Below are 24,707 nucleotides of genomic sequence, written 5' to 3'. Positions count from 1 at the left end.
AGCCGGAACGGAGCGTAGTGCCCGTCATGCCGGCCAGGTTCCACCACATCGCGTAAGGAGAGACGAGGCATGAGCGGATCCCAGGCCCGCGTGAAAGCCATCGCGGCCATTACCAAGTACAAGGCCGAGAAGCCCGGCAAGCCTGTCGAAGGGCTCAAGCTCGAGAAGCTCTACGGGGCAAACGTCTTCAGCGAATCGGTCATGCAGGAACGGCTCCCGAAGGCCATCTTCAAGTCGCTGAAGAAAACCATCAAGACGGGAGCGAAGCTCGATCCCACCGTTGCCGACGCCGTGGCCACGGCCATGAAGGATTGGGCCATCTCCAAGGGCGCCACCCACTACACGCACGTATTCTACCCGCTGACCGGCCTGACCGCCGAGAAGCATGACTCCTTCCTCGTCCCCGACGGCAAGGGTGGCGCCATGGCCGAGTTCGAGGGCAAGCAGCTCATTCAGGGCGAGCCCGACGCTTCGTCCTTCCCTTCGGGCGGTCTGCGCTCGACCTTCGAGGCTCGCGGCTACACCGCTTGGGACGTGACCTCTCCGGCCTACATCATGGAGAGCCCCAATGGCACGACCCTGTGCATTCCCACGGCTTTCCTGTCCTGGACCGGCGAGGCCCTGGACAAGAAAACCCCGCTGCTGCGCTCGCTGCAGGCCCTGGACAAGCAGGCCAGGCGCGTGCTCAAGCTCTTCGGCAAGGAGCCCAAGGATCGCGTGACCTGCTTCGCCGGCATCGAGCAGGAGTATTTCCTTATCGACCGCAACTTCTTCTTTGCCCGGCCCGACCTGTTCATCGCCGGTCGCAGCCTGTTCGGCTGCAAGCCGCCCAAGGGTCAGGAGTTCGAGGACCAGTATTTCGGAGCCATCCCGCGCCGCGTGCTGAATTGCATGATGGAAGTCGAGGAAGACCTCTACAAGATGGGCATACCGGTGAAGACGCGCCATAACGAAGTCGCGCCTTCCCAATACGAGATCGCGCCCCTCTTCGAGGAAGGCAACATGGCCACGGACCATAACCACTTGGTCATGCACACCCTGCGCCGCGTGGCCAAACGCTATGGCCTGGCCTGCCTGCTGCACGAGAAGCCCTTCGCCGGCATCAACGGCTCGGGCAAGCACCTGAACTACTCCATCGGCAACTCCGAGCTCGGTTCCTTGTTCGATCCGGGCGATACGCCGCACGAGAACATGCAGTTCCTGGTCTTTTGCGCCGCGGCCATCCGCGCCGTGCACAAGTACGGAGCCGTGCTGCGCTCCACCGTGGCCAGCGCGAGCAACGATCACCGCCTCGGCGCCAACGAGGCGCCCCCGGCCATCATGTCCATGTACCTGGGCGAGATGCTCACCGATGTCTTCACCCAGATCAAGAACGGCGGCGCCAAGTCGTCCAAGGCCAAGAGCGTCATGAACATCGGCGTGGACACCCTTCCGCCGCTGCCCATGGATCCAGGCGACCGCAACCGCACCAGCCCCTTCGCCTTCACGGGCAACCGCTTCGAGTTCCGCGCCGTGGGCTCCTCCATGTCCGTGGCTGGTCCGCAGGTGGCCCTGAACGCCATGATGACCGAGTCCCTGGACTTCATCGCCACCGAGTTGGAGAAGAAGACCGGCGGCGACATGAAGAAGCTGAGCAAGGCCGTGCAGGAAGTGCTGCAGGAGATCATGCAGAAGCACGACGCCATCATCTTCAACGGCGACGGTTACTCCGAGGCTTGGCACAAGGAAGCCGAGAAGCGCGGCCTGCCCAACCTGCGCTGCACGCCCGAGGCTCTGCCCGCGCTGACCACGCCTGAGACTCTCGATCTGTTCACCAAGTACGGCATCTTCTCCGAGCGTGAGCTGCGCTCCCGCCAGGACATCTACGTCGAGTACTACTGCCGGACCGTGATGTCCGAGGCCAACCTGGTGGTCAAGATGGCCAAGACGACCATCTACCCGGCCGCCCTGCAGTATCAGAAGGACCTTGCCGGCACTGGCTCGGCCCTGGAAAAGCCGGTCAAGGACAAGGCCGCTGCTCTGCTCGATGCCGTAGCAAGGCTGGAGAAGGCCATGGCCATGCATCTGCCCGACATCCTGGAAGAGGCCAAGCACCTCTGCGGCGTCGTGCTGCCGGCCATGAACGATGTCCGCGCCGTGGCCGACGATCTGGAAGGTCTGGTGGCCGACGATCTGTGGCCCCTGCCCAGCTACATGGAAATGCTGTTCATCAAGTAGACCCCAAGCCCTGCTTACGTCGAAAGGCCCGCCGCAAGGCGGGCCTTTCCTGTTATTAGAGCATTTGCTTTTGAAAATGCTCTGCAAGCCATGCGTCGGCATGGCTTGTCGCCGCGTAGGCGTAGGCGCAATTCACTTGCGCCGTAAACGCCGTAGCGGGCGTCTTAAAAGCAATCTGCCCTAGCCTGTTGCATAAGAGCCGGGAAGGGATTGTCCTTCCCGGCTCCTTCAAATCATTTCCGCATGCTGATCGCTTGCGTCGCAAGTCCGTGTGTTTTTTGTCCTGAACTAGGCAAGCGACACCTCGCGCGAATCGAAACAGCGTGGCTATATCGCCTCGAAGCTATCCAGCCACACACCCGGGCCGCTCGCACCGGAATTCTCGGCTTCGGCCACGCGAACGACCCGGCCCTCGCGGTAGACGACCACGATATCGGCCAGAGCCTGCACGTCCTCGGGATCATGGGTCACGAGCACGGCGGGGATGTTCAGCATGTCCAGCAGCCGGCGCGTCTCGCGACGCACGCGCACCCGCAGTGGCTGGTCCAGGGCAGAGAACGGCTCGTCCAACAACAGCAGTTCTGGGCTGGGAGCCACGGCCCTGGCCAGGGCTACGCGCTGACGCTGGCCGCCCGAGATCTCCCCGGGCAGGCAGCCCGCCAATTCGGCCAGGCCGAACAACTCCAGAACATCGTCCACGCGTTTGGATTGCGCTGCCGTGAGCCTGCGGAAGAGCCTCCGCAAGCCGAAGGCCGCGTTCTGGCGCACGGTCAGGTGTGGAAACAGGGCGTAGTCCTGGAATACGAAGCCGACCCTGCGCTGACTGGGCGGCACGAACAAGCCTTGTTCCGAGTCGAACAGCACGCGTTCGCCCATGGCGATGCGCCCCCGGTCCGGTCGCAGCAGCCCGGCCAGAGCCAAGAGCGTCAGCGACTTGCCCGAGCCCGAGGGACCGAACAGGGCCAGCCGCTCGCCGTGGGTCGTGATACGGCTTTGCAGTGTGAACTGGCGGGACTGGTTCGAGAGCCGTTTCTCTATATCGATGTGAAACAACATGCTGCACCTACGGCATGGCCGAGCCGCCGGAATTTACGGCTTCTTGAAGCCCCATTTGGACAGGATGGCCCGACCTTCGTCGCTGCCCAGGAAGTCCAGAAAGGACAAGGCAAGATCCTTATGCGTCGAGTCGGCCATGACAGCTATGGGATAAGTCACCGGCTGTTCCAGTTCGATCTCGGACAAGACATAGACCTTTTCCCGTTCTTTGGCCGCATCGGTGGCGTAGACGAAACCGGCGTCCACCTCGTCGCGAGCCAAGTAATCGAGCACCTGGCGCACGGACTCGCCATAGATGAACTTGGGCGCAAGGGCATCCCACTTGCCGGCCTTGACCAGGGCCTGCTTGGCGTACTGGCCGGCGGGCACGGTCTCGGGCGTGCCCAGGGCGATGCGCTGGACACCCTTCTTCTCCAGGTCGGCGGTGGACCGGATCTTGGCCGGGTTGTCGGCTGGCACGGCCAGCACCAGGGCATTGGCAGCGAAGTCCTTGCGCGTGCCGGCTGCAACAAAGCCTTTCTTTTCGGCTTCATTCATCCATTTCTGGTTGGCCGAGGCGAACACGTCCACGGGCGCTCCCTGTTCGATCTGCTTGTAGAGTGGCCCGGAGGCTGCGAAGTTCATGACCAGCGTGTTGCCGTGGTGCGCGGCCTCGAACAATGGTTTGATTTCGTTGAAGGCGTCGGTAAGGCTGGCCGCGGCTGAAACGGTCAACTCCGCGGCTCGCGCCGGGATCACCATGGTCAGGGCGAGGAAACAGGACAGAATCAGGCGTTTCATGGCGTTCTCCTTATTTATGAACGGAACGGCTTATGCCTTGGGCTTCACGAGTTTGCTTGTGATCACGAGGATAAGAGCGCAGACGATGGAGATGGTAACCACCAGGACGTTGGCCAGGTCGTCTTGGCCTGCCTGCGTGGCGCTGTATACAGCCAGTGACAAGGTCTGGGTCCTGCCGGGCAGGTTGCCGGCGACCATAAGTGTGGCCCCGAACTCTCCCATGGCCCTGGCCAAGGCCAACATGGTTCCGGCCATGATGCCGCGCAGTGCCAGCGGCAGCGACACGCGCAGGAAAACCTCCAGTTCGCTCGCGCCCAGGGTGCGCGCGGCGTTCTCCAGGTTTGCGCTTACGCCCTCCAAAGCGGCTCGGGCGGATTTGAACACGAGGGGGAAGGCGACCACGGATGCGGCTATGACCGCGCCCTGCCAGGTGAACATGAGGTTCAAGCCGAAATTGTCGTACAGCCATTTGCCCAGCAGGCCGCGACGGCCGATGAGCACGATGAGGTAGTAGCCCAGCACCGTTGGCGGCAGCACCAAGGGCAGGGTCAGCACGGCGTCCAGCCAGTCGCGGCCCGGAAAGCGGTAGCGCGCCAGGACATAGGCGCAGGCCACGCCCATGAGCAGTGCGGCGGCGGTGGCCAGCCCGGCCACGCGCAAGGTGAGCAGCAGGGGGGACAGGAAGGCGTCAATGCTCATGCACTTCTCCTGGCTGACGAACCAAGGCTGGAACCCTTAGCAGCAACAGGAATGCCAAAGGGGAAATGGCTGTTGAAGAGGCAGAGAATCAATCCTGTCATTCCATATTGGCTACTATAATGTAACTGCATGCTTCAAAAATGAATGCTTAAGCAAGTACCCTTTTGTCACATTGTATAGATAAATAATTTATCATGCTTCTGAATATTAATTCAATCAAAAGTTAGATTGATCACGAATTGAATATGAATCGTGACGGTGTCCATGCCTGCCAATGCATGCATTGGATGTTGGGGATGTGTATCCAGGTGATGGATGTCGCTTGATTTCTTGTTATCAGGGCTGATTAAGGCCACCGAGCCAGTTATCGGTCGTCTGGATGTCAGCTATGATTGATTCAGACGTGCTGATGACTTTCAAATTGTGCCTGAAATACGATCTTTCACACCAAACCTTGGTCATGGTGCAAAAATCATTGAAGTGCGGCCAAGCGTGCATGATGCTTAGGGGAAATAGCGATCTATTGCGCGGTGGTTGGCAAGAGCATATGCATATTTAGAGACGTATCAATGAACATGATGCAAGGCACGCGTGCGATAGGATAGGTTGTTTTTCCGAGTTGAATATCAAATAAGCAGAGGATGACCGCTTGGCCGATCTCGCCAGGGAAAATGAACGTCTCCGCGCGGAAATCGATCGATTGGCAAGCTACCGAGACATGATCGAGAGCTCGCCTGACCTCGTCATGCGCTTCAGCGCGGAGGGGCGCATCCTTTTCGCCAATCCCGCCATCGAAGGGCTGACCGGCCTGCGGCCCGAAATGACTCTTGGCCTTACGCCACAGGAAATCGGCTTCCCCGAGGATGATTCCGAGCGCATTCATCAGGCCGTGCTGGAGGTCATCGCCACGGGCCGGGGCTTTCTGGACGAAGTGACCCTGTACACGCTGCAGGGCGAGGTGATCCTCCAGTTCCGCTATGCCCTGCAACGGGATGCGCAGAGGCATGGCGCGGCCGTGCTTGGCTTCGCCCGGAACATCACCAGGGAAAAGCGCCTTGAGCGCTCGCACAGGCTGGCCAAAGAGCAGGCCGAGGCCCTGGCGAGCGAGGTGTCAACCATTCTGGCCTCCATGGTCGACGGAGTCGGCGTTTACGGGCCGGGCGGCGAATTGCGCTACATGAACCGGGCCGGCGAAGCCATCCTTGACCGCTCGCTCGAAGAGAGGTGCATGAGCATGCGCGATCGCTGGGCTCTGCTGCGCCTGGAGACGCCGGATGGCCATGTCCTGCCCGATGACCAGCGCCCAGTTTTCCGTGCCCTGCAGGGCGAGACGGTGCACTACGAGCGGCTGGTAATTCGCAGGGGATGCGGCGGCAAGTTGATTTGCCTGAGCGCCGCGCCCATCAGGAACGCCGAGGGAACCCTGCTCGGGGCCGTGGCCACGTTCAAGGACATGACCCACAAGCATGCGCTGGAGCAGCAGCGCGAGGAACTCCTGGCCGCGCTCAAAGCCGAGCGGGCCCTGCTGCAGGCCGTGTTTAAGAGCGCGCCCGGGGGCATACTGGTCACGGATCCCTTCGGACGGCTGACCATGGCGAATCCCGCGGCCGATAACATCCGCGGCGAGCCCTATCCGATAGGCAGGACTGTCTGGGAGATTGAGGATTTCACTATTCTACGTCCCGACGGCAGGCCCTGGCCAAAGGATGAACTGCCCCTAGAGCGTTCGGCCCTGCATGGCGAGATCAGTGAAAGGGTCAGGATGTCGTTCGTCCAACCTAATGGCGCTCGTCGCGAGATCCTGTGCAACACCGCGCCCATTCGCGACGAGCAGGATCGCCCTACCGGGGCCGTGGGCGTATTCCAGGACATCACGGAACTCTGCGAAACCATGGAGGCTTTGCGCGTAAGCCGCAACGAAATCCGCACGCTTGTCGAGAACGTTCCGGACCTGATCGTGCGCGTGAACCGGCAGTACTGCCGCACGTACATCAATCATGCCTGGGAAAAGTACACGGGAAGGTCCGCCGCAGAGTATATCAATACGCATATTTCCGAGCCCTTCCTGCCAGAACGTGCGGACTACCTGGTCCCATACCGCAAGGCTCTGGATGAGGCCTTCGCCACGGGCGAGCGCAGGAGTTTCGACTGCTCCTACCTCACCCGCTTGGGTGTGGCCCATTTAAGCACCTTCATCATCCCGGAGTTCTCCTCCGATGGGGAGGTCGAGAGCGCCCTGGTGATGGCCCGCGATGTGACCGCGCTCAAAGCGCTGGAGCACGAGTTGCGCCAAGCCAAGGAGATTGCCGAGGAAGCCAGCAGGGCCAAGAGCGAGTTCCTGGCGCACATGAGCCACGAGATCCGCACGCCTCTGAACGGAATGCTGGGCATGGCCGAACTGGCCGAATCAGCCACCCTTGAGGAGCGGACCAGGCACTTCCTGCACCTTGCGCGCGAATCGGGCAATCATCTGCTGGGCCTCATCAACGACATCCTCGATCTGTCCAGGATCGAGGCTGGGGAGCTGCGCATCGAACGATACGGCTTCGACTTGCGGGCCGAGGTGCGTTTGCTCGCCGAATCCATGTCCGTGCTGGCGGACCAGAAGGGGCTCTTGCTGGAGTGCCGCCTGGATGAGCGCATCCCCAAGTACCTGCTGGGCGATGCCGGGCGACTACGACAGATTCTCGTCAACCTCGTGGGCAATGCCCTCAAGTTCACCCGGCAGGGAGGCGTGCTGTTGCTGGTCGAGTCGGGAGAGGGACAGACCGTCGAACAGGGCGATATCCGGCTGCTGTTTTCGGTCAGCGATACCGGCATCGGCATCGAGAAGGACAAGTTCCCCACGATCTTCGAGAACTTCGCTAAGCTGGACGATTCGGCCGAGCAGGTGGGTACGGGGCTGGGCCTGTCCATCTGTCGGCGGCTCGTGGAGATGATGGGCGGACGCATATGGCTGGAGAGCGAGGTCGGTGTCGGCAGCACATTCCACGTCAGCCTGCCTTTCGGGCAGCAGGTCGCTTCCGCGCAGGCCGTTCAGGAAAGCTTGGCTCCATGCGAGACGAAATCCGCCGTCCGGGTGCGGCCGCTGAAAATCTTGCTGGCCGAAGACAATGAGATCAATCAGTTCTTCGTCTCGACTCTTCTCGAAGACAGGGGACATAGCGTCACCATCGCGGGCAACGGCCTGGAGGCTGTGCAGCGCCTCAAGTCCGAACGTTACGACCTGATTTTCATGGACGCGCGCATGCCGGTCATGGACGGTGTGGAAGCCACGCGCATCATCCGTTCCAATCCGCCAGCGGGCGTCGATCCGGCCACGCCCATCATCGCCCTGACCGCCTATACCTTGCAGGGCGATCGTGAACGGCTCATGGCCGAAGGCATGGATGACTATCTGGCCAAGCCCGTGGATTCGAACGAACTGGATCGAATGCTAGCACGCTTATTTCCGACGGACGAGACGGACGAATAGAGCATTTTGCTTTTGAAAATGCTCTGCAAGCCATGCGTCGGCATGGCTTGCCGCCCCGCAGGCGTAGGCGGAATGTAATTCCGCCGTCAACGCCGAAGGGAGCGTCTGAAATGCAAAATGCTATAATCGACACCAAATGAGAGACACGGCGGCGACGGATAAAAGGGGAGGGCTGGGCCCTCCCCTTTTCTGGTGTGCGTTCGCCGGCTGCTACTTGGCGTTGGGCGTGAAGAGCTGCTTGCCCATGAGCTTGAAGTCGCCGATCAGCTTCTGGGTCTTTTTGCTGGCCATCCAGTCGGAGTACTGCTTGGCAAGCGCGTGCTTGGCATTGGGGCAGTTCTTCTGGCTCAGGGTGACGACGCTGTACTGGTTGAAGAGCACCTTGTCGCCCTCCACCAGGACGACCAGCGGCGGATTGCCCTTGTTGTCGGCTTCGTATTTGATGAACGTGCCGCGATCGGCCATGACGTAGCCGTTCTTCTCCGTGGCGACGGCGATGCTCTGCAGCATGCCCTGGCCCGTGGACACGTACCACTTTTCCTTGTCGGGCGTTCCGCCGCCGACCTTATCCCACAGGGTCAGCTCGGCCTTGTGCGTGCCGGAATTGTCGCCGCGGCTGACGAAGGTCGCGCCATTCTTGCGGATGGCGGCCAGGGCCTCGGCCACGCTCTTGCCCTTTACCTTGGCCGGGTCGGACTTGGGTCCCATGATGACGAAGTCGTTATACATAACCTCGGTGCGTGTATCGCCAAAGCCCTGCTCCACGAACTTCTTCTCGGCCGAGGGCGCGTGCACCAGCAGCACGTCCACGTCGCAGGTTTCGCCCAGCTTGAGTGCCTTGCCGGTGCCCGTAGCGGTCCAGCGCAGCTCTATGCCGGTGTCCTCCGTGAACTTGGGCGCCAGATAATCCAGCAGGCCCGTATCGTCGGTGGAGGTCGTGGTGGCCATCATGAGCGTTTCGGCGGCCATGAGAGGCGCGGCCAGCATCAGTGCCGCGGTCAGTGTGAGGGTCAGGCTCAGGGACAGGATGCGCAGAGTCTTCTTCATGTCCGGAAATCCTCCATGTTTTGGTTAGCCAGACGTAAGACTTCCACTATGGCAAATCTGGCATAAAGAAAAGCCCCAGTCTTTTGTATATGATGCAATCCAAGCCTCACTTTTCGACAGAGACGTGTTGGAGCACCTTGATTTGTCGCCGAGGCTTGCCTTTCCGGCAGATGAGGTTATGTTGGTGCCAAACCATGAGTAATCTACGCGTCTTTGCCTGTAAGCCCTGAAGTATGCAAGTTTCCTATTCAACAGTGGAGGAGCAATGGCGTTCGACTATGATACCGAAAAGCGCCGCTTAGAGCGCAAGTTGGCGGCGGTCGAGAAGAAGGGCTTCCTGCCCAAGGAACTGCTGGACATGGTCGGCCGCACCGCGCGCTTGCAGTTGGAGGCGCAACGCGAGGTGCGCGTGGAAGTGCCCACGGACCTGGGCGACGCCATGCGTGCGGCCCTCGGCGCGCCCCTCTTGCCCAGGGCGGAATTCGGCTGTGACCGCGAACAGGCCCTGCGCCTGTTCGGAGAGTTGCTGAGTGTGACGGCCGATGCCGGCGGAGCCTTGGCCGATGCGTCCGCAACGGTGCGCAAGGCCGTGGAAGAGGACGCGTTGGACCCTGACGAGGCCTTGTCCCGTTTTCTCGCGGGCGACGAGGCCTTTTTCCAGGAGTGGGGCCAAAAGACCCCCGGCGCGCCAAGGCTGTTGTCATTCCTGGTCCAGGCCAGCCTGACCCCGAGCCTGCGCGCGACAGCCGAGGCCGTTGCCGATCGGGCCAAGCTGGACGTGGCCCGGAACAACGGACACTGTCCGATCTGCGGCAGTCTGCCCTTCATCGGTTCTCTGCGCGAGAAGGAAGGCTACCGCTACCTGAGCTGCTCCTTCTGTCACAGCGATTACAGGGCAAAGCGTCTGGCCTGCGCCTACTGCGGCGAGGACAACCAGCAACACCTGGAATATTTCGAGTCCGCTGACGAGCCCGGCTATCGCGTGGAGTTGTGCCACTCGTGCAAACGCTATGTGAAGACAGCGGATTTCCGTAACTTCGATAGGCTTTGCGTGCCGGGCCTGGATGATCTCGAATCCCTGGCCCTGGATATTCGCGCCGTCGAGGAGGGCTACAGCAGGCCGACCCTGTCGGCCTGGGGGTTCTAGCCATGACGGCCAATCCGGCGGAAAATTTGGTCCAGGTAGCTTGTCGCCAATTCAAGAATGGCGCATGGCGCGACTTCGAGGACGTGGTCAGCCGCGAGGAGATCATGGCCGTCGCCGTGGCTGGTCAGCAGCCACGCTTCCTGTGGGCCTATCCCCACGATCTGGAGACGTTGGCCCTGGGCCATGTCAGGCTGGAGGTCTGCGGCGCGCTGCAGGAACCGGTGCTCACCACGCGCCAGGGCAACAACTTCTACCTCGACTTGCGCATGGTCCAGCCGGACCTGTCGGCTCAAGATCAGCAGCGGGCCGATCCGTTTCCCGGGCAGCTTTCGGCTCGGGACGTGCTCACGGCCATGGAGGAGCTCTTCCGCATCGAAGGGTTGTGGCAGGACACGGGCTGTTTCCATCGCGCGGCGCTCTACGATCCTGCGGCCAGGGAGTTCCCCTTCATGGCCCAGGACATCGGTCGCCACAACTGCCTCGATCGCTGTGCCGGCTGGCTGCTGCGCGAGGGGCGCGACCCGGCGTCCCTGGCCCTGTTCGTCTCGGCGCGGGTCACGGCGAGTTTGTGCCTCAAGATCCGCAAGCTGGGCGTGCCCATGGTGGTCAGCAAGTCGGCCGTGACCACAGCGTCCCTGGACATGGCAGCCAAGAGCGGCCTGACCCTGGTGGGCTTCGCCCGCGAGGGTCGCTTCACAGTCTTCGCGGACCCCAAGGGCAGGATCGGCCAATGAACCAAATGTGCGGGCGGCAGTTGGCGGGAGTAGTCCTGGCCGGCGGCAAGAGCAGCAGGCTCGGCCGCGACAAGGCCCGCATACTGTTCGAAGGCCAGGATCTCTTGTCGCGCACGGCCGGGCTGCTGCGCTCCGTGACGCCCGAGGTCTGGGTCATTGGCCGCGACCCGGCGGATCACGGCTTGAGCCTGCCCTGGAGGCTTGACGACGTCCCCGGCAAGGGGCCCGTGGGCGGCATCATCACGGCTCTGCGTGCCCTGAGTCGACCCTGCCTCGTGCTATCCTGCGACCTGCCCTTCATCGAGCGCGACTATCTGGAGCGGCTCATGGAGGCCAGGGCGGCTTGCACGCAGCCGGTGCTCATGACCACCTATGGCCAGGTGGAGACCGAATACATCGAGGCCCTGGTGGCCATCTACGAGCCCGAGGCCCTGCCCGTGCTGGAAAGCGCCGTGGTCAGGGGCGAACACAAGCTCTCGCGCATCGTGCCGCGCGAGCATCGTTGCCAGGTCCCATACAGCCAGGAGCAGGCTTTGCCTTTTTTCAATATCAACTATCCGGCGGACCTGGCGCTCATGCGCAAGCTGGAAGCCAGGGCCGACGGACAGGCGGAGGGCGCGGCATGACCGGCATCGAACGGCTGCACAAGAATGAACGCATCCTGGACAGCCACGGCAGGACCGTGAGCTACCTGCGGCTGTCCGTCACGGATCGCTGCAACCTGCGTTGCGCCTACTGCTTCTCCAAGGACATCCGCTTCATCGATCACCAGAGCATCCTGCGCTATGAGGAGCTTTTGACCATCGTGGATCTGGCCAAGGAACTGGGCATCCGCAAGGTGCGCCTGACTGGCGGCGAGCCTTTCGTGCGCAAGGATTTCCTGTGGCTCGTGGAGCATATCCTGGCCCGCCATCCAGAGCTGGACCTGCGCATCACCACCAACGCCACACTGCTTGCGGGCAAGGTCAGGACTCTCAAGGAACTGGGCGTAACGCATTTGAACGTGTCCCTGGATACCCTTGACCCGCGCAAGTTCGTGGACATCACCGGCCGCGATTTCTTCCGCCAGGTGCGCTCGGCCCTGGACGAGGTCATGGCCGAGGGCATCAAGCTTAAGGTCAATGCCGTGGCCATGCGCGGGGTCAATGACGACGAACTGCCGGCCTTCCTGGCCCTGGCCCGCGACAACCCCTTGGATATGCGCTTCATCGAGTTCATGCCCATGGGCGATGACGACCTGTGGTCGGACATGCGCTATTGGCCGGCAAGCGACATTCTGCGCCAAGCCGAGGAACTGGCCGAACTAGTGCCCGTCCAAAGCTTCGACGGCGGCCCCGACGCCGACCGCGGCCCGGCACGCGTATATTCCATCAAGGGCGGCAAAGGCAGGCTGGGGCTTATCTCGCCTCTGTCGGATCACTTCTGCGGCACGTGCAACCGGCTGCGCATAACTCCTGACGGCAAGCTGCGCACCTGCCTCTTCTCGGACCGGGAGTACCGTCTGCTGCCCATGCTGCGCCACCCTAATCTGGGCCCCGAGGCCGTGCTGCGAGCCATGCGCCTGGCCAGCACGCGCAAGCCCTTGGGCTATAAGCTGCTCGCCGCCAGGGCCAAGGGCCACTCCGTGGCCGGCAAGCGCATGTCGGCCATCGGTGGATAGACGGCGCGAGGTCACCCGCAGGACGGATAACTGAAATGCGGGACTACCACGTGACTCAACAGGTCCCGGAACAACCCGAGAACCAGGATCGCCTGGAGGATTCGGCGGCGATGTCGAACATCCAGCCTGCGACCGAGCTTGCGCAGGGCATCTTCGCTTCCGAGCCGACCGCCAGGCGCTACGTGCTGTCCCATTGCGAGCAGAATGGCAAGCTGCGCTGCCCCAAGTGCGACGAGGCCCGCGTCTATCGGCTGTCCGACGAGCGCCTGCGCTGTTCGCGCTGCCGTTACACGTTCCATGAGCTTTCGCGGCGCTGGATCAATGTGGGCGGTCTGTCCTGCCTGGATTGGCTGCGCCTGCTCAAGCTGTTCGAGCAGGAGTTGACCGCCAATCGCATGGCCCCCCAACTCGGGCTGTCCTACAATACGGTCTACAAGGCTGTAACCACCTTGCGTTTTTCACTGCTGTCACAGGCCCTGGACGCCAAGCAACTGCTTACGGGCGCCTTCGGCCTGGATCTTGGTTTCGAGAACGGCCGCATCGGCATGGAGAAGAGCAAGGAACGCATGGGCTCCTTTCCGGTCTTCGGGCTTATGGAAAAGTCAGGCTGGGCTTTCGTGGACCTGCTGCCCTACATGACCGCCGAGACGGTCCTGCACTTCCACTTCAACTTCAAGCTCAAGCTCGAGCGCATGGGCAACATCGTCTACTCCGACAAATACAAGCATTACGACGCGCTTATCTTCTGCGGCGACGAGACCATCCCCCTGCACATCATCAACGGTCGCGACCGCCAGGCCTACGTGGACTCCCTCGTCAGCGGCTTCTGGCGTTTCGCCCAAGACCGACTCCGCCAGTACAACGGCGTGACATCCCGGCGCTTTCCACTCTACCTTAAGGAGCTGGAATTCCGTTACAATCACCGCAACGAGGAGCTGTTTCCACTCCTCGTGTCCAGTCTGTGCAGGCTGGTGCCGGAGTACGAGTAAGACCTTGTTCCCCCGCCGTATCTTTTTGTCCTTTTGGCCCTGTCTGGTCAGCTTCGCGTGACATTCCGGTGAGATGCTTCAGGTGCCAAAGCTTGAGCAAGTCGATGATTTTTGACCCCGAAGCTATTCAGACCTATGCAGGAGAATACCGGAGTCCCAGTAGGATTACGACTGGACACGGGAGGTAAGTGTATGCCTGACGTCATCATGAACACGCGCTGTATCGTTCCCGCGAGCCTGCCCTTCGGCGGCCTGGGGTTTGATCTTGCGCCTGTCGTGGCCAGGGCGTGCCTGCTCGCGTGCAAGCACGGCAAGGACGCGACCGCCGTCGAGGCAAAGCCGCTCTCGAGCGCCAGATCGCATGCAGGCTACGGCCTGATGCTCTGGCTTTCGCGCGAGACCGGTGGAAGTTGATCCATTTGTAAACGGCTAGAGGAGGAGACATGAGCATCTGTCGCCGCGATTTCCTCAAGCTCTCGGGTGTGGCGGTAGCCGCCACGGCCTTCGGCGGCCTGGGCTTCGATCTGAAGCCCACCGTTGCGAGAGCTCAGCAGTTCAAGCTGCAGAACGCCAAGCAGACCACGAGCGTGTGCTGCTACTGTGCAGTGGGCTGCGGCCTTATCGTCAGCACGGCCAAGGATGGCGCCGGCCGCGCCATCAACGTAGAGGGCGATCCCGACCATCCGATCAACGAAGGTTCCTTGTGCGCCAAGGGCGCCAGCCTCTATCAGCTCGCCGAGAACGACAAGCGAGTCCTGAAACCCCTGTACCGTGCTCCCAATTCCGACAAGTGGGAAGAGAAGAGCTGGGACTGGATGCTCAAGACCATCGCTCGCCGCATCAAGGACACCCGCGACAAGTCTTTCGAGGTCAAGGACGCCAAGGGCAACGTGGTCAACCGTTGCGAAGGCATCGCCTCGGTCGGCTCCGCGGCCATGGACAACGAAGAGTGCTGGATCTATCAGGAAATGCTTCGCGGCCTGGGGCTCACGTATATTGAGCACCAGGCACGTATCTGACACAGCGCAACTGTAGCGGCTCTGGCAGAGTCGTTCGGACGCGGTGCGATGACCAACCACTGGATCGACATCAAGAACGCTGATGCGATCCTCATCATGGGCAGCAATGCTGCCGAGAACCATCCCATCTCCTTCAGATGGGTCATGAAGGCCAAGGACAACGGCGCCACGCTTATCCACGTGGACCCGCGCTTCACGCGCACCTCGGCCAAATGCGACATCTACGTTCCCATGCGCTCGGGCTCGGATATCGGCATCCTGGGCGGCATGATCAAGTACATCCTTGATCAGGGTCTTTACTTCCCGCAGTACGTGGCCGAGTACACCAACGCCTCGTTCATCGTGGGCGAGAAGTACTCCTTCAAGGACGGCATCTTCTCGGGCTTCGACCCCGCGAAGGGCACCTACGACAAGTCCACCTGGGCCTTCGAGAAGGACGAGAAGGGCCTGCCCAAGCGCGACCCGTCGCTCAAGCACGAGCGTTGCGTATTCCAGCTCCTGAAGAAGCACTACGCGCGTTATGACCTGGATACGGTATCCGCCATCTCGGGTACGTCCAAGGAAGACCTGCTCAAGCTCTACAAGGCCTTCGCGGCCACGGGCAAGCCCGACAAGTCCGGCACGATCATGTACGCCATGGGCCAGACCCAGCATACCGTGGGCGTGCAGAACATCCGCGCCATGACCATCGTCCAGCTGCTGCTGGGCAACATGGGCATGGCCGGCGGCGGCATCAACGCCCTGCGCGGCGAATCCAACGTGCAAGGCTCCACGGACCAGTGTCTGCTCGTGCATATCATTCCCGGTTACATGGACACGCCATCGGCCAGCCTGCCCACGTTGGCGGCTTACAACGAGAAGCACACGCCCAAGAGCGCCGACCCCAAAAGCGCCAACTGGTGGCAGAACAAGCCCAAGTATATGGCCAGCCTGCTCAAGGCCTTCTATCCCCAGGCTGATCTGGAGACGGGCTACAGCTACCTGCCCAAGCTGGAGGACGGCCGCAACTACACCTGGCTGTCCTTGTTTGATCGTATGTCCAAAAAGGGCTTCAAAGGCTTCTTCGCCTGGGGCCAGAACCCGGCCTGCGGCGGCGCCAACGCCGAGAAGACCCGCCAAGCCATGGCCACGCTCGACTGGATGGTCAACGTGAACATCTTCGAGAACGAGACCGGCTCGTTCTGGAAGGGTCCGGGCATGGACCCCAAGAAGATCAAGACCGAGGTCTTTTTCCTGCCCTGCTGCGTGTCCTACGAGAAGGAAGGCTCCATCTCCAACTCGGGCCGCTGGATGCAGTGGCGTTACGCTGGCCCCAAGCCCATGGGGCAGACCAAGCCGGACGGCGACATCATTTATGAGCTGTTCGAGGAAGTGCGCGCTCTCTACAAGAAGGAGAAGAAGGGCGCCTTCCCCGATCCGATCATGCAGCTCAATTGGGAGCACGCCACGCACCATGCCTTCGATCCGCACAAGGTGGCCAAGCTCATCAACGGCTACTACCTCAAGGATGTCGAGGTAAACGGCAAGCAGTTCAAGAAGGGCCAGCAGGTCCCGAGCTTCGCCTTCCTCGCCGCCGATGGCTCCAGCTGCTCCGGCAACTGGATATACGCGGGTTCGTACACCGACGAAGGCAACATGGCCGCCCGTCGCGATAAGACCCAGACGCCCATGCAGGCCAACGTGGGCCTGTTCCCCAAGTGGGCCTGGGCCTGGCCGGTCAACCGCCGCGTTATCTACAACCGTGCTTCGGTCGATCCGAACGGCAAGCCCTGGGCACCCAAGAAGGCACTCATCGCCTGGGAAGATGGCAAGTGGGTCGGCGATGTGCCCGACGGCCCATGGGAACCGGGCTCCAAGCATCCGTTCATCATGAAGCCTGATGGCGTCGGCTCCTTGTTCGGCCCAGGCCGCAACGACGGACCGCTGCCCGAGTACTACGAGCCGCTGGAATGCCCTGTGGAAAAGCATCCGTTCTCCAGCACGCTGCACAACCCCACTGCGCTGTCCTTCAAGGAAGAGCGCAAGGCGGTCTGCGATCCGCGCTATCCGTTCGTGTGCTCCACGTACCGCGTGACCGAGCACTGGCAGACGGGCCTCATGACCCGCTACACGCCTTGGCTGCTGGAAGCCGAGCCGCAGATGTTCGTGGAGATGAGCCCCGAGCTGGCCGAGATGCGCGGCATCAAGAACGGCGACAAGTGCTGGGTGGAAAGCCTGCGCGGCAAGGTATGGGCCATCGCCATGGTGACCAAGCGGCTGAAGCCCTTCACGGTGCAGGGGAACGTCATCCATCAGGTCGGCATTCCCTGGCACTACGGCTGGGTTTACCCCAAGAACGGCGGCGAGTCGGCCAACTTGCTCACCCCGTCCGTGGGCGACCCCAACACGGGTATTCCCGAGACCAAGGCCTTCATGGTCAACGTAACCAAGGACAAGGCCTAGCCATAGGAGGACCGACAGATGTCCAAGAGTTTCTTCATGGACCTCACGCGCTGCACGGCCTGCCGTGGTTGCCAGGTGGCCTGCAAGCAGTGGAACAAGAATCCTGCCACGGAGACTACCAACTGGGGCAGTCGGCAGAACCCAAGGGATCTTAACTATCATACGTTCAAGCTGGTGCGTTTCAACGAAGTTGAGACGAACGGCGAACTTAAGTGGCTGTTCTTTCCGGACCAGTGCCGTCACTGCGTCGAACCGCCTTGCAAGATGGTCGCCGACGGCTTTGACGAGCGGGCCATCATCCACGACGAGGAAACCGGCGCGGTTGTGTACACCAAGTACACCGCGGCCATCCCGGAGGACACGGCGTCCACGGACCTGTGCCCGTACGACATCCCGCGTCGTGACGCCAAGACCGGCATGTGGAGCAAGTGCACTATGTGCTTCGACCGGGTGCAGAACGGCATGAAGCCCGCCTGCGTACAGTCCTGCCCCACGGGGACCATGAACTTCGGCGACCGCGAGGAGATGCTCGCCCTGGCCGAAAAGCGCCTGGCCGAGGTCAAGAAGCACTACCCCCGTGCCGAGCTGGTGGACGCCGATGCGGTGCGCGTCATTGTGCTCACCGAGGAGCCGGCCGCGCAGTACCATCAGTACTTGAGCGCGTCGGCCGATACTCCGGGCATGACCCGCAAGCAGATGTTCGCCAAGCTGCTGCGGCCCCTGCGCGTCTTTGGGTAACCCATGAAATGAGTAAGACCGAGGTCCGGCGTATGCCGGACCTCGGAATGCATCCCGCTTCGGCAAAGAAGCAACACTTCCGGCAGAGCCGGGGAAGACCCCCTTCCCCGGCTTTTCATTTACGAATAAAGTGGACCAGGCGAGGTGCTGTGGGGCTGCAAGCCTGTTTGTCAGCGCCGCAAGCCTATGAAGTAGATGGCCGAAAAGGATTCGTAGAAAAGCACGATACCCAGCGTGGCCGTGGACCAGATCGACCCCACCGGTTCACGCTCGGCGTAAAAGATGGTCAGCTCGATGCGGGCCTCTCGAGACCCCCGTTTTTAAAGCAGTTTGCAAATGAAATGAGGGTTCAGGGAAATCATTCCCCTGGCGGGAGTGGGTCTGGGAGAGGGCAGCGCACTCTCCCAGTTCAAATGCAAAGTGCTTTAGCACGCAAAGCTGGTTCTGGCTGGAGAACTCAAAATACATACCTGTGCAGCCCAAGGGGATTCGCCCGCCGGCCATGGCCCAGGCCTTTCTGCCGATATGCATCATGCTGCCTTCGCGCCGCGGTTGGTACTCATGCGGGGCTCACGCCCAGCAGTTCACGCAGGTAGGGGTTTAGAAGCACGCCATCTGGGTCCAGGCATTTGCGCATTCTCATGAACTCTTCCCACCCGGGGTACATGGGCCGAAGCTCCTCGGCGCGCAGGGAGTGCTGCTTGGCCCAATGGGGCCGGCCGCCGAAGTCGCGGAAGATGGGTTCGATGTCCTCGAAGTGACCCTTAAAAGGCAGGCCTGCCTTGTAATGCAGGGACATGGTCGCCGAGTCGCGGCCCGTGGCCGCGCTCAGGTGGGAGTCGTCGGCGGCCACCGTGCGGTAGAGCACGCGCCAGGCTACGTCCGTGCGCCAGCGCTCCCTTACGCGGCGGCGCACCTCGCGGAAGCACTCGGGCCCGGCCTTGCGCGGAAGGAAATACTCCATCTCGTCGAACTTGAGTTCCCGGTGTCTCGGGATGACCTCGTGGCTGTATCCGCGCATCTCCTTCTGCAAGGTGGCGTAGGGGATGCCCCGCATGCCCTGGCCGGGCGAGTTGAGGGTCCTGAGCTTTGCCTCGTCGCTGCGCGGATACCAGTAAAAATCGAAGCTTCGGTTGCCCTCGATGAGCTCGTCCAGATGGGCCAGGCATCCCTCGATGTGCGTGCACCATTCCTTGCGCTCCAGTTCAAAGGCCGGCAGGAGCCGCAGGCGCAGTTCGGTGAAGATGCCCAACGTGCCCAAGGATACGCGCAGCATATTGACGAACTCGGTGTCGTCCTGGATGTCGAAGGCCACGATGGGCCCTCCGCCCGTGACCATGCGGCCACCCACGAGGTGCGAGGAGAGGATCTGCAGGTCCTTGCCCGTGCCGTGGGTGCCTGTGCCGATGGCCCCGGCCAGGGACTGCAGATCCACGTCGTCCAGATTGGCCATGGCCAGGCCCAGGTCGTGGAACGTCCTGCCGGCCTCCTTGAGCGTGATGCCCGCTCGTACCGTGACCTCATTCTCCTGCGCATCATGGGAGACCAGCCCCTGGAAGCGTTCCATGGACACAAGCACGTGCTCCGTGGCCACGAGCGGAGTGGAGGAGCGTCCCGCGCCGGCCACGCGCACGCTGCGGCCGTCCTCGCCCGCCTGGATCACGAGCGCGCGCAGCTCCTGCTCGTCCGCCGGGGTTTTCACACTGCCCGGCGTGAACCTTAGGCTGCTCGACCAGTTGGACCATTCCCGTGGCATGGCTCGCCTCCGCGTCATGGTTTCTCCCGCGTCGAGGGGAGGGCATCCAGGAGGATAGGCTATTAGCGTGCTGTTGAGAACCTGACCCGGACAACTTAATGAGCGGGATCGAACAGTGGCCCTGGCGGTTTACCGCAGGCTAAATGGCAAGGCACGAATTGCTCAAGATCAGGACGATTGGGGTTGTATCGAGGAGCTGGTTCGCCATGTCCTGGGACTTGCCGGAATATCCGGAAGTCGGCGGCCAAACCAGTCAAGGAGGGGGAGAATGGCGAACCGAACGGGAGTCCGCGCGGCCTGCATGGCGCACCCGGAAGCTGGACAGGGGGCCTTCCGGCTTTACCCTGGGTAGGTCAAAGCATCGAGCCGATGCTGAAGGAGGCCCATACCCTCAAGGAACACCTGGAGAACACCGTCACCTGCCGGCAGCGGATCACCAACGGGACTTCGGAGGGCCTGAACAGCAAGATCATGAACATCAAACGAAGGCCTGCGGCCACAGGAACAAGGAGAACGTCAAGACCGCCATCTACTTCTTCTGTGGCGGTCTTGACCTCTATCCGAGAAGCGCCTGAGGCCTCACCCACGGAATTCCCGGCAGGACCCTGAACGCAAAAGGGGATTCCCCCACCGATTCTCTGGCTTCTTTTCTTACTGAAGCCCCAGCTTGCGCGCTATGGCCTTGGCCGCGCGGCGGCCGGCGCCCATGGCCAGGATGACCGTTGCCGCGCCGGTGACGATGTCGCCTCCGGCATAGACGCCCGGCAGGGACGTTTCGCCGGTTTCCTCGTCCACCACGATGTAGCCCCACTTGTTGAGGGTCACTTCCGGCGTGTCCTGGAGCAGCACGCGGTTGGAGCCGGTGCCCACGGCAAGGATGGCCTGGTCGCAGGGCAGCTCGAAGACGTCGCCGGGTATCGCTTCAGGCCGGCAGCGGCCGGAGGCGTCGGGAGCGCCCAGGCACATGCGCTGGAGGCGCAGTGCGGCCAGGCGGTGCTTGCCGTCGCCCACGTAGGCCGTGGGGTTGCAAAGCATTTCCAGGTGCACTCCCTCTTCCAGGGCGTGATGAATTTCCTCGCGGCGGGCGGGCATTTCCTCGCGGGTGCGGCGGTAGACGATGCTCACGCGCTCGGCGCCCAGGCGCAGGGCCGTGCGCGCCGCGTCCATGGCCACGTTGCCGCCGCCGATGACCGCAACGTGCTTGCCCCTGGTCACGGGCGTGTCGTAGGCGGGATAGTCGTAGGCCCGGCCCAGGTTCACGCGCGTCAGATACTCGTTGGCCGAGTAGACGCCGACGAGGCTCTCGCCGGGAACGCCAAGGAACTTGGGCAAGCCCGCTCCCACGCCGATGAACACGGCCTGGTAGCCGTCGTTCAGAAGGTCGCGCACGGCCACGGTCTTGCCGCCCACCCAGTTGCAGCGAATCTCCACGCCCTGGGCGCGCAAGGCGTCGATTTCGCGGCCCACGGTGGCTTTGGGCAGTCGGAATTCGGGAATGCCGTACACAAGCACGCCGCCGGGCTCGTGCAGGGCCTCGAAGATGGTCACCTGCACGCCCAGGGCCGAAAGATAGCCGGCGACCGTGAGGCTGGACGGGCCGGACCCGATGCAGGCAACCTTGAGCCCGTCGCGGGGCATGGCGCACACTGGCTTGCCGGTCAGCTCGTCGCAGGCGCTTTCGGCGGCGAAGGTATCGGCCGCGAAGCGCTCCAGGCGGCCGATGGCCACGGGCTCAAGCTTCTCACCGCTGGCTTTGTCGGTCATCTGGCCCAGGATGCATGCGCCTTCGCACTGGACTTCCTGGGGACAGACCCGGCCGCAGACCGCGGGCAGGCTGTTGGTCTCGCGCAGTATGCCGTAAGCGCCGCGCACATCGCCCTCGGCCAGCCGGGTAATAAAGCCAGGAATATTGATCTCCACGGGGCAGCCCTTGACGCACGCGGGCTTCCTGCACTGCAGGCAGCGCGCCGCCTCGGCCATGGCCTGCTCGCGGGTGTAGCCCAGGGCCACCTCGGAGAAGTTCCCAACGCGTTCGATCGCGGGCTGCTCGCGCATGGCCACGCGAGGCTTCGGGGAGGGTTTGGTCTTTTTCTCAGCCATGGCTGCAGCCGCACTCCTGATAAGACTTGAGTTCATGGGGCTTGTAGGCGCTCAACCGCTCGCGCAGCTCAACGAAATCCACCTGATGGCCGTCGAACTCAGGACCGTCCACGCAGGCGAACTGGATTTTGCCGCCCACGTTCACGCGACAGGCACCGCACATGCCGATACCGTCGATCATGATGGAGTTGAGGCTCACGGTGGTCTTGACCCCATACGGACGGGTCAGGTTGGCCACGGCTTCCATCATGGGCACCGGGCCCACGGCCACCACCTCGGCCACGTCCTTGTGTGCGTCCAGATAGTCGCGCAGGGCGTCGGTGACGAAGCCTTTGATGCCGTGGCTGCCGTCGTTGGTGGCCACCATGACGTCGTGGCTGAAGGTCCGCAGCTCGTTCTCGAACAGGAGCAGATCCTTGGCGCGCGCGCCAATGACCGAGATGACTTCGTGCCCCGCGCGGGAAAAGCCTTTGGCGATGTGGTGCATGGCCGCGATACCCGTGCCGCCGCCCACGCAGACCACCGGCTCGGGGCCGGGCTCGATGTGCGTGGGTCTGCCCAGCGGGCCGCACAGGTCGTTCAGCTCTTGGCCTTCCTCAAGCTGGTTGAGCAGCCAGGTGGATTTGCCGAGCACGAGGTAGACCAGGGTGATGGTGCCCTGTTGCGGATCGGCGTCGGCAATGGTCAGGGGTACGCGCTCGCCCTTGCCGTGGACGCGCAGGATGACGAAGTTGCCCGGCTTGGCCTTGGCGGCCACGTGCGGAGCATCCAGGACCAGCTTGGTGGTCTGGCCCGGAATGAGCACTTCCTTGCGGATGATGCGTGCGGCCATGATATCTCCAAGGAAATACAGCTTGCCGGCCAGCCACGGAATGGCGCCGGTCTTGCGGTGTTGAGGAGGGTGTCCCTCGCTTGTCATGTAGTCCGCGATGACACAGGAGAGGAAGGTCCCGTCAGCGGGTCGGGGCACTTTATACGCCATGCTGTCCGCTTGCAAGACGCAATGCGCTTACTCATGCTTTGGGCGGAATCACGGAGGCGCAAGCCGAATCGCTCTTGGGCACACTCAGTAGGATGCCGATGCTCAACCTTCCTTGGCTTTTTCCTGTGCACTCGCTTCGGGGCGGCCTGAACTCCGAGACCTAGCGCGCCGCATGAGAACCCCGTCTGCTGCTGACCTGCATCAGTAAAGCTAGCCTAAAAGTTCTTGATCTCATGCTCGAGCGAATCGTTTCCAGCCGATGCCGCACGAGTTACCAGCTCGACCGCATGGCCGATCAGGCGTCCGGCATTCAATCTCCTGATCAATCTACACTGCAGCCATTGGTCGAAACGATTTGCCACGCTGCAGGCACTCCCGCATAGATATTCTCCTCACCTTCAATTCTTAGTTTCGACGAGCCAAGGAGCACGCATGACCAACTACACTGATATGTGGGAAAAGCTGAACCTTGACCTCAAGGCCCATGACGGCCTGATGCAGGTTCTGGGCAAGTTCTACGGCGACATCTATCTTTCGCAGCAGGGCAGGCTCAAGGGTGCGGAGTACCTGGACTTCGTGCTGTCCGAAGTGCATGGCTTGCGTGTTCAGGAACTGCAGGACGCGAAGGCACAGGGTCGCAAGATCGTCGGCACGTTCTGCGTGTTCGTGCCCGAGGAGCTGACCCTGGCCGCCGACGCCGTGCAGGTCGGCCTGTGCTCCGGAGCGGACGCAGGCACCGAGCTGGCCGAGACGCTCGTGCCGCGCAATACCTGTGCGCTCATCAAGTCCTTCATGGGCTTCAAACTGGCCCGGCTGTGCCCGTACATCGAGTCCTGCGACCTGCTCGTGGGCGAGACGACCTGCGACGGCAAGAAGAAGGCCTATGAGCAGTTGGCCGAAATGGCGCCGATCCACATCATGGAAGTGCCCCAGAAAAAGGACGACCATGACCGCGTCCTGTGGAAGACCGAGGTCCTGCGCTACAAGCAGGTTATCGAGAAGCTCACGGGCAAGACCATCACGGCGGACAAGCTCAAGACGGCCATCCAGACCGTTAACGCCAAGCGCCGCGCCTTGCAGCGCCTGAACCGCCTGCGCGCGACCGAGCCCGCGCCCATATCGGGCCGCGACGTGCTGCTGGTGAACCAGATCAGCTTCTACGACGATCCCGTGCGCTTCACGGCCAAGATCAACGAGCTGTGCGACGAAATCGAGGCGCGCATCGAGCAGGGCCAGGGCGTGGCTCCCAAGGGCACGCCGCGGCTCATGCTCTCGGGCTGTCCCATGGCCGTGCCCAACTGGAAGCTGCCTTACATCATCGAGTCCTCGGGAGCGGTCATCGTGTCCGAGGAGTCCTGTATCGGCTCGCGCAACACGCGCGATCTGGTGGACGAGTCCACGGATACTCTGGAAGGCATGCTCGACGCCATCGCCGACCGCTACCTGCGCATCGACTGCGCCACCTTCACGCCAAACACAGAGCGGCTGGACAATATCGTGCAGCTGGCCAAGGAATCCAAGGCCGACGGCGTGATCCACTACGGCCTGCTGTTCTGTCAGCCCTATGCCCACGAGTTCTTCAAGGTGGACAAGGCCCTCAAGGACGCCGGCATTCCCATGCTGTCCATCGAGACGGATTACTCCATGGAAGACGTTGGGCAACTCAAGACGCGCGTGGAAGCCTTCGTCGAAATGCTCAAGTAGGCGTATGAGAATATGCCTCCGGCGGCCGGGGGGAGAAACCTCCCCCCGAACCCCCGCATGGGAACACGGCGTGCGTTCGCAATGGTGCAGGCCTGTCTTTCAGGTCTGAATAACTAAATGTTTTTGAGGAAGGGATGGGGGTCCGGGGGAAGGGAAACCCCT

General features: G+C 62.1%; 19 protein-coding genes. 12 read left to right on the top strand and 7 right to left on the bottom strand.

Features of this window, described 5'->3' with window-relative positions; genetic code table 11:
- Positions 1–69 precede the first annotated feature (69 nt).
- On the top strand, positions 70–2,217 hold the full coding sequence (locus tag H585_RS0111880; RefSeq protein WP_027367979.1) for a glutamine synthetase III family protein: 2,148 nt from the start codon (positions 70–72) through the stop codon (positions 2,215–2,217).
- Positions 2,218–2,544: 327 nt separating this feature from the next.
- Here H585_RS0111880 and H585_RS0111875 read toward each other — a convergent pair whose 3' ends face one another.
- Genes H585_RS0111875 through modB form a run of 3 tightly spaced genes read right to left on the bottom strand, consistent with a single transcriptional unit; the run spans position 2,545 to position 4,752 of the window.
- Positions 2,545–3,273 carry an ATP-binding cassette domain-containing protein gene (locus tag H585_RS0111875; RefSeq protein WP_014259884.1) on the bottom strand — a complete coding sequence of 243 codons (729 nt, stop codon included), beginning with the start codon at positions 3,271–3,273 and terminating at the stop codon, positions 2,545–2,547.
- Positions 3,274–3,306: 33 nt separating this feature from the next.
- On the bottom strand, positions 3,307–4,053 hold the full coding sequence (gene modA / locus H585_RS0111870) for a molybdate ABC transporter substrate-binding protein (protein ID WP_027367978.1): 747 nt from the start codon (positions 4,051–4,053) through the stop codon (positions 3,307–3,309).
- A 30-nt stretch (positions 4,054–4,083) separates the two neighbouring features.
- On the bottom strand, positions 4,084–4,752 hold the full coding sequence (gene modB, locus H585_RS0111865; protein WP_027367977.1) for a molybdate ABC transporter permease subunit: 669 nt from the start codon (positions 4,750–4,752) through the stop codon (positions 4,084–4,086).
- Positions 4,753–5,401: 649 nt separating this feature from the next.
- On the opposite strand from modB, the gene H585_RS0111855 reads away from it, so the two are divergent.
- Positions 5,402–8,227 (top strand): PAS domain-containing hybrid sensor histidine kinase/response regulator, encoded by a 2,826-nt coding sequence (locus tag H585_RS0111855; RefSeq protein ID WP_027367976.1) that lies wholly within the window; start codon positions 5,402–5,404, stop codon positions 8,225–8,227.
- A 210-nt stretch (positions 8,228–8,437) separates the two neighbouring features.
- Here H585_RS0111855 and H585_RS0111850 read toward each other — a convergent pair whose 3' ends face one another.
- Positions 8,438–9,274, bottom strand: coding sequence for an ABC transporter substrate-binding protein (locus H585_RS0111850; protein WP_027367975.1), 837 nt, complete (start codon positions 9,272–9,274; stop codon positions 8,438–8,440).
- 265 nt (positions 9,275–9,539) lie between these two features.
- Between H585_RS0111850 and H585_RS0111845 the strand changes: the two genes are divergently transcribed.
- The 8 genes from H585_RS0111845 to H585_RS0111805 all read left to right on the top strand — a co-directional run bounded on the left by H585_RS0111845 (position 9,540) and on the right by H585_RS0111805 (position 18,003).
- Positions 9,540–10,421 carry a formate dehydrogenase accessory protein FdhE gene (locus tag H585_RS0111845; protein WP_027367974.1) on the top strand — a complete coding sequence of 294 codons (882 nt, stop codon included), beginning with the start codon at positions 9,540–9,542 and terminating at the stop codon, positions 10,419–10,421.
- Between the two features lie 2 nt (positions 10,422–10,423).
- Entirely contained in the window at positions 10,424–11,155 is a 732-nt protein-coding gene (locus H585_RS0111840) for a formate dehydrogenase accessory sulfurtransferase FdhD (protein ID WP_027367973.1), read from the top strand.
- Complete coding sequence (gene mobA, locus H585_RS0111835; RefSeq protein WP_027367972.1) at positions 11,152–11,781, top strand: molybdenum cofactor guanylyltransferase; 630 nt, start codon at positions 11,152–11,154, stop codon at positions 11,779–11,781. The genes H585_RS0111840 and mobA overlap by 4 nt, the downstream gene beginning before the upstream one ends.
- The gene (gene moaA / locus H585_RS0111830; RefSeq protein WP_014259892.1) at positions 11,778–12,815 is read left to right on the top strand and encodes a GTP 3',8-cyclase MoaA; all 1,038 of its coding nucleotides are present in this window, start codon (positions 11,778–11,780) and stop codon (positions 12,813–12,815) included. The genes mobA and moaA overlap by 4 nt, the downstream gene beginning before the upstream one ends.
- Before the next feature lie 110 nt (positions 12,816–12,925).
- Positions 12,926–13,804 (top strand): transposase, encoded by an 879-nt coding sequence (locus H585_RS0111825; RefSeq protein WP_420834587.1) that lies wholly within the window; start codon positions 12,926–12,928, stop codon positions 13,802–13,804.
- 192 nt (positions 13,805–13,996) lie between these two features.
- A complete protein-coding gene (locus H585_RS0111820; protein ID WP_027367969.1) occupies positions 13,997–14,218 on the top strand; it encodes a hypothetical protein in 222 nt (73 codons plus the stop codon).
- Positions 14,219–14,247: 29 nt separating this feature from the next.
- Positions 14,248–17,265: a formate dehydrogenase-N subunit alpha gene (gene fdnG, locus H585_RS0111810; protein WP_081678655.1), complete on the top strand. Its 3,018-nt coding sequence runs from the start codon at positions 14,248–14,250 to the stop codon at positions 17,263–17,265.
- An 18-nt stretch (positions 17,266–17,283) separates the two neighbouring features.
- A complete protein-coding gene (locus tag H585_RS0111805) occupies positions 17,284–18,003 on the top strand; it encodes a 4Fe-4S dicluster domain-containing protein (RefSeq protein WP_027367967.1) in 720 nt (239 codons plus the stop codon).
- Between the two features lie 559 nt (positions 18,004–18,562).
- Here the strand turns inward: H585_RS0111805 and H585_RS0111795 are convergent.
- Positions 18,563–19,759, bottom strand: a complete 1,197-nt coding sequence (locus tag H585_RS0111795; protein WP_027367966.1) for a D-arabinono-1,4-lactone oxidase — start codon at positions 19,757–19,759, stop codon at positions 18,563–18,565.
- Positions 19,760–20,128: 369 nt separating this feature from the next.
- On the opposite strand from H585_RS0111795, the gene H585_RS23060 reads away from it, so the two are divergent.
- Positions 20,129–20,368, top strand: coding sequence for a transposase (locus tag H585_RS23060; protein WP_138708185.1), 240 nt, complete (start codon positions 20,129–20,131; stop codon positions 20,366–20,368).
- Between the two features lie 42 nt (positions 20,369–20,410).
- Here H585_RS23060 and gltA read toward each other — a convergent pair whose 3' ends face one another.
- Together gltA and H585_RS0111780 are read right to left on the bottom strand one after the other, a co-directional pair.
- Complete coding sequence (gene gltA / locus H585_RS0111785; RefSeq protein WP_027367964.1) at positions 20,411–21,859, bottom strand: NADPH-dependent glutamate synthase; 1,449 nt, start codon at positions 21,857–21,859, stop codon at positions 20,411–20,413.
- A complete protein-coding gene (locus H585_RS0111780; RefSeq protein ID WP_027367963.1) occupies positions 21,852–22,691 on the bottom strand; it encodes a sulfide/dihydroorotate dehydrogenase-like FAD/NAD-binding protein in 840 nt (279 codons plus the stop codon). The genes gltA and H585_RS0111780 overlap by 8 nt, the downstream gene beginning before the upstream one ends.
- Before the next feature lie 582 nt (positions 22,692–23,273).
- Between H585_RS0111780 and H585_RS0111775 the strand changes: the two genes are divergently transcribed.
- Positions 23,274–24,545, top strand: a complete 1,272-nt coding sequence (locus H585_RS0111775) for a double-cubane-cluster-containing anaerobic reductase (RefSeq protein WP_027367962.1) — start codon at positions 23,274–23,276, stop codon at positions 24,543–24,545.
- The last annotated feature ends 162 nt before the right edge of the window (positions 24,546–24,707 follow it).

This window comes from Desulfocurvibacter africanus subsp. africanus DSM 2603 (genome assembly GCF_000422545.1).
Classification (GTDB): Bacteria; Desulfobacterota; Desulfovibrionia; order Desulfovibrionales; family Desulfovibrionaceae; genus Desulfocurvibacter; species Desulfocurvibacter africanus.
This window is presented reverse-complemented; position numbering and strand designations above follow the sequence as displayed.

Coding starts and splice junctions, on each gene's coding strand:
- H585_RS0111780 (WP_027367963.1), bottom strand. CDS start 22,691: ATGGCCGCACGCATCATCCGCAAGGAAGTGCTCATTCCGGGCCAGACC.
- H585_RS0111795 (WP_027367966.1), bottom strand. CDS start 19,759: ATGCCACGGGAATGGTCCAACTGGTCGAGCAGCCTAAGGTTCACGCCG.
- H585_RS0111840 (WP_027367973.1), top strand. CDS start 10,424: ATGACGGCCAATCCGGCGGAAAATTTGGTCCAGGTAGCTTGTCGCCAA.
- H585_RS0111805 (WP_027367967.1), top strand. CDS start 17,284: ATGTCCAAGAGTTTCTTCATGGACCTCACGCGCTGCACGGCCTGCCGT.
- H585_RS23060 (WP_138708185.1), top strand. CDS start 20,129: ATGCTGAAGGAGGCCCATACCCTCAAGGAACACCTGGAGAACACCGTC.
- H585_RS0111775 (WP_027367962.1), top strand. CDS start 23,274: ATGACCAACTACACTGATATGTGGGAAAAGCTGAACCTTGACCTCAAG.
- H585_RS0111845 (WP_027367974.1), top strand. CDS start 9,540: ATGGCGTTCGACTATGATACCGAAAAGCGCCGCTTAGAGCGCAAGTTG.
- H585_RS0111820 (WP_027367969.1), top strand. CDS start 13,997: ATGCCTGACGTCATCATGAACACGCGCTGTATCGTTCCCGCGAGCCTG.
- gltA (WP_027367964.1), bottom strand. CDS start 21,859: ATGGCTGAGAAAAAGACCAAACCCTCCCCGAAGCCTCGCGTGGCCATG.
- modA (WP_027367978.1), bottom strand. CDS start 4,053: ATGAAACGCCTGATTCTGTCCTGTTTCCTCGCCCTGACCATGGTGATC.
- H585_RS0111880 (WP_027367979.1), top strand. CDS start 70: ATGAGCGGATCCCAGGCCCGCGTGAAAGCCATCGCGGCCATTACCAAG.
- mobA (WP_027367972.1), top strand. CDS start 11,152: ATGAACCAAATGTGCGGGCGGCAGTTGGCGGGAGTAGTCCTGGCCGGC.
- H585_RS0111875 (WP_014259884.1), bottom strand. CDS start 3,273: ATGTTGTTTCACATCGATATAGAGAAACGGCTCTCGAACCAGTCCCGC.
- moaA (WP_014259892.1), top strand. CDS start 11,778: ATGACCGGCATCGAACGGCTGCACAAGAATGAACGCATCCTGGACAGC.
- H585_RS0111825 (WP_420834587.1), top strand. CDS start 12,926: ATGTCGAACATCCAGCCTGCGACCGAGCTTGCGCAGGGCATCTTCGCT.
- modB (WP_027367977.1), bottom strand. CDS start 4,752: ATGAGCATTGACGCCTTCCTGTCCCCCCTGCTGCTCACCTTGCGCGTG.
- H585_RS0111850 (WP_027367975.1), bottom strand. CDS start 9,274: ATGAAGAAGACTCTGCGCATCCTGTCCCTGAGCCTGACCCTCACACTG.